The sequence below is a fragment of the Ramlibacter sp. genome (assembly GCF_035706265.1).
GTDB lineage: Bacteria > Pseudomonadota > Gammaproteobacteria > Burkholderiales > Burkholderiaceae_C > Ramlibacter.
Map to the genome: position 1 here is coordinate 1 of NZ_DASSVG010000124.1, position 5279 is coordinate 5279.

General features: G+C 69.0%; 5 protein-coding genes. 1 reads left to right on the forward strand and 4 read right to left on the reverse strand.

The features are described 5' to 3' along the window. Positions 1–227: 227 nt before the first annotated feature. The 4 genes from VFM98_RS04835 to VFM98_RS04850 form a co-directional block, all read right to left on the reverse strand. Complete coding sequence (locus VFM98_RS04835) at positions 228–896, reverse strand: hypothetical protein (RefSeq protein WP_325108763.1); 669 nt, start codon at positions 894–896, stop codon at positions 228–230. A gap of 34 nt (positions 897–930) precedes the next feature. Beyond that, positions 931–1908 (reverse strand): tripartite tricarboxylate transporter substrate binding protein, encoded by a 978-nt coding sequence (locus VFM98_RS04840; protein ID WP_325108764.1) that lies wholly within the window; start codon positions 1906–1908, stop codon positions 931–933. A 4-nt stretch (positions 1909–1912) separates the two neighbouring features. Then, positions 1913–2827, reverse strand: coding sequence for an alpha/beta hydrolase (locus VFM98_RS04845; protein ID WP_325108765.1), 915 nt, complete (start codon positions 2825–2827; stop codon positions 1913–1915). 78 nt (positions 2828–2905) lie between these two features. After that, positions 2906–3964 carry an alcohol dehydrogenase gene (locus VFM98_RS04850; protein ID WP_325108766.1) on the reverse strand — a complete coding sequence of 353 codons (1059 nt, stop codon included), beginning with the start codon at positions 3962–3964 and terminating at the stop codon, positions 2906–2908. 185 nt (positions 3965–4149) lie between these two features. On the opposite strand from VFM98_RS04850, the gene VFM98_RS04855 reads away from it, so the two are divergent. Continuing rightward, positions 4150–5279 (forward strand): dicarboxylate/amino acid:cation symporter (locus tag VFM98_RS04855; RefSeq protein WP_325108767.1); only part of this gene is annotated, 1130 nt, incomplete at its 3' end.

A 5279-nucleotide genomic window follows, 5' to 3' on the forward strand; every position in this document is an offset into this window, starting at 1 on the left:
GTGTTCAACGTGGCGCGGCCGCTGCTGCTGCGCAAGCGCCCCGACCAGCCGCCCTTCCACCTGTTCGACGTGCCGCGCGAACAGCCCGATACCGAGACCCTGGTGGGCACCGTCAGCGCCGGCGCCGCCGCCGCGGCCGCCCATGGAACGCACTGAACGCACCGCGACCTTTCGGCGTCACCGGCCCCGCTGCTAGCGGCGCGCGCGGAAGCCCAGCGCTTCCGCGCTCATGGGCTCGCCGCGCGCCGCGTCGTGAACGGACCCCGGTCCGCCCACCCCGCCCACAGCGGCAACAACCACCCGGCCAGTCCCACCCAGGCCACCGCGCGATCGCTCGGCGGCGGCGGCGACGCCAGGTTGGCCAGCCAGATCGCGACATAGAACACCACCAGCCCCCAGAACGCGTAGCGCCCCGCGGCACCGCGCGCCGCGGTGGTGCGCAGGTACAGCCACAGGCCCATCGCCATCAGCGCGCCCTCCACGGCAAGCGTCGCCGGGACACTGTTCCACAGGCCGAGACCGAGCTTCGCCGACTCGCCGGGCGCGACCGGCAGGTCCGGCCGGTGCGTGACGAAATCGAGCAACCAGTGGCTGAACACCAGCGCACCGAGCACGACGCACGCGCGCCGCGTGCGCACCCAGGGCCGCGCGGCCAGCCCGAACAGCACCGACCAGGCCAGCGCCAGCAGCAGGCTGTGCGTCCAGGGATAGGACACGAAATCGAGCGGGGTGAACGCCGTGTTGCCCGGATCGATGCGCACCGTCTCGATCCCGAGCAACACCAGCACCGGCCACACCAGGTCCAGCCAGGTGGCGGCCGCGAGCAGCACGCCGAGCGACACCTCCGGCGCAAGCTTCTTCGCCGCCAGCGCCACGGCGGCATGACCGATGAACACGATGCTCCCTCCTCGCGAAAAGGAGCGATCGTACTCACTCGAGCCGGATGTCCGCCTCCTTCACCACCTTGCCCCAGCGCGTGAGCTCCTGCTGCAGGTAGTCGGCCATCTGCTCCGGGGTGGAGGGCGTGGGCTCGACGCCGGCGTCGACCAGCGCCTTCTTCGTCTCGGGGTCGGCCATCAGCTGCGCGATCTCGGTATTGAGCTTCTGCACGATTTCCTTCGGCAGGCCCGCCGGCGCCAGCAGCGCCAGCCACACCGAGGCGTCGTAGCCGTGCACGCCCGCCTCTTCCAGCGTCGGCACGTCGGGCAGTTGCGGGGCGCGCTTGGACGTGGTCACGGCCAGCGCCTTCAGGCGCCCGTTCGGCACCTGGGCCAGCGCGTTGGGCACGCCGGCAAAGCTGCTTTCGACGATGCCGGCCACCAGGTCCTGCGCGGCGCCGCTGCTGCCGCGGTAGGGCACATGCTTCAGCGGGGCGCCCGTCATGGAGACGAACAAGCCCCCCATCAGGTGTTGCGCGCTGCCGTTGCCCGAGGACGCGTAGTGGATCGCCTGCGGATGCGCCTTGGCCAGGGCGATGAACTCCTGCACGTTCTTGGCCTGCACCTTCGGGTGGACCAGCAGCACGTAGGGCGACTCGACCAGCTTGCCGACCACCGTGAAGCTCTTGATCGGGTCGTACGGCAGGTTCTTGTACAGCCACGGGCTGATCACGTGCGTGCTGGAGACCATCAGCAGCGTGTAGCCGTCGGGCGGCGACTTGGCCACCAGGTCGCTGCCGATGGTGGAGCCGGCGCCCGGCTTGTTCTCGATCACGAACTGCTGGCCGAAGGCCTGCGACAGCTTCTGCCCCAGGATGCGCGCCGTCACGTCGGTGAAGCCGCCGGGGGCGAAGGGCACGATCAGCTTCACCGGCCGCGTGGGCCAGGGCTGTGGCTGTTGCGCGAAGGAAGGTGCGCCCGCGGCCCCCAAGGCCGCGACGAGCACCAGGGCAGGAACCGCGTAGCGCATGGCATCACCCCCTGTAGACGGGATCCTGCAAGGTGTGGAACGCGTGCAGGATGTGGTACACGTTCATGTAGTTCTTCTGCTGGAAGCTCGCGTGCGAGATGCCTTCCATCACCGTGAACTGCTTGTTCGGGTGCGGCAGCAGGGCGAAGAAGGCCAGCAGGTCCTCCACGCTGGCGATGCCGTCGAACTCGCCGCGCAGGATCAGCGTCGGCACCTTGATCTGGCGCGGGTCCACCAGCGGCAGCTTCGAGCACATATCGACGTATGTGCCGGTGGGCATGGAGGAATCCAGCGTCAGGATGGCGTCGGCGAAGGCCTCGATGGTGTCCTCGTCGGCGGTGCCCGGGTGGTCCCGGCTGAAGATGCTGTGCACGAAGGCACGGTCGATCGGCCGCCGGTTCTTCGCCTGGAACTCGGGCAGCTTCTTGCGCCGCTGCTCCAGCGTGGGGCTGCCCTCCCCGGTCCAGACGAAGGCGTCCAGCGCCAGCTTGGCCACCCGCTCCGGATGGCGCTGGGCGAACAGGGCGGCCTTCAGCGCGCCCGAGGAGATGCCGTACAGGTGCAGGTTCTTGGCGCCGGTCGTCTTCAGCACGTAGGCGGTGCCGGCCTCGAGGTCGTCCGCGCCGTTGGCGATGTCGCAGTTGATCGGGCGCTCCTTGTCCGAGCGGCCGTAGCCTTCGTTGTCCATCGTCCAGGTGTCGAAGCCCTGGGCGGCGAACCAGTCCATGGCCGAAGAGAAAGGCCGGCCCGGCACCTGCAGGTCGAAGGTCGGCTGCGAGGCCATCGAGGAGCCGTGCACGAAGAAGATGGTGCCCCGCTGCGGCACGGCGGACGCGGGCTTCTTGTTCCACAGGAACAGGCGCACGTCGCCCTTGTGCGTCCAGTGTTCGGTGCCGCCGGTCCACTTGACTTCCTTCATGCTGGCCACTCCGTTTCTTGGTTTGACAAGCGCCGGGCGATTCCGGAGCCCGGTGCGCGAACTGTCATGCGGGTCTTGCTAGGGCCGCAGCACGTTGCGGCCGCGCACGTGCCCGGCCCGCAGTTCCTCCAGCGCCGCGTTGGCGTCGTCGAGGGGGCGCGGCGTGACGGGCAGTTCCGGCAACTCGCCGCGGCGGGCGATCGCCATCAGCTCCTGCAACTCCTGCAGGCTGCCGACGTAGGAGCCGACGATGGAAACGGCCTTGAACGAGAGCATGGCGGGCACCAGCGTGGTCGAGCCGCCCAGCAGCCCCACCGCGACCAGCCGCCCCTCCTTGCGCAGCGCGCCGAGGCCGAAGGCGAAGCTGGCGCCGGCGCCGACGAAGTCCACCGCCGCCGCCACGCCGCCGCCGCTGGACTTCAGCAAGGCCTTGAGCGCGCCGTCCGCGTTCGGATCGATCACCTCGCTGGCGCCGGCCGCACGGGCCAGGTCCCACTTGCCGCGATCGACTTCCGCCACCACGATGGGCGCGGTCTCGAACAGGTGGCGCGCCAGCCGCACGCCCGAGAGACCGACGCCGCCGGCGCCGATCACCAGCAGCGCGTCGCCGGCGTGCAGCGGCGCGAGCTTCTTCAGCGCGCTGTAGGCGGTGAGGCCGGAACACGCATAGGTGCAGGCCTGTTCCTGCGCCAGCGGCTCGTAGTCGACCAGGTAGCGCGGATGCGGCACCACCACGTGGGTGGCGAAGCCGCCGTCGCGGGCCACGCCCAGGTTGCGGCCGGCGGGGCACAGGTGCTCCTTGCCGGCGGCGCAGAGCGCGCAGGTGCCGCAGCCGATCCAGGGGAAGGCCACGCAGTTGCGGCCCACGTGCACGTCCTGCGCCTGCGGCCCGAAGGCGACCACCGTGCCGGCGATCTCGTGACCGAGGGTGCGCGGGGGCTGCACCGAGCGCGCCATTTCCAGCCGGTTGCCGCCGCCGAGGTCGAAATAGCCGTCGTGCAGGTGGACGTCGCTGTGGCACACGCCGCAGCTGCCCACCTGGAGCACCACCTCGGTGCCGGTGGCGGGCGGCAGCTCGCGCAGCACGCGCGCCAGCGGCTTGCCGAACGACTCCAGCTGCCAGCTCACCATGTCCATGGCCGCATCCTCCCGGGGGCGCCATCTTGCCGCGGGCGCGGCGGCGCGGCAGGCGTGGAAACCCGGGCGGGACGGCACCCGCGGTCCGCGGCCGAGTTGATTTGCCGCAAGCTTGTGGGAACCCACAATACCGAGGGTTTTCACCGATGCCTAAAGTTCGCCACTTTCAAGCATCAGGAATTCTCATGCTGCCACCGACTTTCGAGAAAACGGCCCGCAAGCCGCTGTACCGCTCGCTGTATTTCCAGGTGATCTGCGCCGTGATCGCCGGCGTGCTGCTGGGGCACTTCTACCCGGCCCTCGGCACCCAGATGAAGCCGTTCGGCGACGCCTTCATCAAGCTGATCAAGATGCTGATCGCCCCGATCATCTTCTGCACCGTGGTGGTGGGCATCGCGGGCATGGAGGACATGAAGAAGGTCGGCAAGACCGGCGGCCTGGCGCTGCTCTATTTCGAGGTGGTCAGCACCATCGCGCTGATCATCGGCCTGTTCGTCGTCAACGTGCTGCAGCCCGGCGCCGGCATGAACGTGAACCCGGCGACGCTGGACACCAAGGGCATCGCCGCCTACACCGGCCCCGGCAAGATGGGCACCACGGTCGACTTCCTGCTGGGCGTGATCCCCACCACGGTGATCGACGCCTTCGCCAAGGGCGAGATCCTGCAGGTGCTGCTGATCTCGGTGATGTTCGGCTTCGCCCTGCACCGCTTCGGCGGCCGCGGCACGCTGGTGTTCGACTTCATCGAGAAGACCTCGCACGTGCTGTTCACGATCATCGGCTTCATCATGAGGGTGGCCCCGATCGGCGCTTTCGGCGCGATGTCCTTCACCATCGGCAAGTACGGCGTCGCCTCGCTGTTCTCGCTCGGCAAGCTGATGGGCGCGTTCTACCTCACCTGCCTGCTGTTCGTGTTCGTGGTGCTGGGCACCATCGCGAAGGCCCACGGCTTCTCGGTGTGGAAGCTGATCAAGTACATCAAGGAAGAACTGCTGATCGTGCTGGGCACCTCCTCCTCCGAATCCGTGCTGCCGCGGATCATGGAGAAGATGGAGAACCTGGGCGCCAAGAAGAGCACCGTCGGCCTGGTGATCCCGACCGGCTACTCGTTCAACCTCGACGGCACCTCGATCTACCTGACCATGGCGGCGGTGTTCATCGCCCAGGCGACCGACACGCCGATGACGCTGATGCAGGAGCTGACGCTGCTGGCGGTGCTGCTGCTCACGTCCAAGGGCGCCGCCGGCATCACCGGCAGCGGCTTCATCGTGCTGGCCGCCACGCTCTCCGCGGTGGGCAACGTGCCGGTGGCCGG

What these genes read in the sequence shown, in the direction of transcription:
- VFM98_RS04840 (WP_325108764.1), bottom strand. Translation starts at nt 1,908, where the DNA reads ATGCGCTACGCGGTTCCTGCCCTGGTGCTCGTCGCGGCCTTGGGGGCC.
- VFM98_RS04845 (WP_325108765.1), bottom strand. Translation starts at nt 2,827, where the DNA reads ATGAAGGAAGTCAAGTGGACCGGCGGCACCGAACACTGGACGCACAAG.
- VFM98_RS04850 (WP_325108766.1), bottom strand. Translation starts at nt 3,964, where the DNA reads ATGGACATGGTGAGCTGGCAGCTGGAGTCGTTCGGCAAGCCGCTGGCG.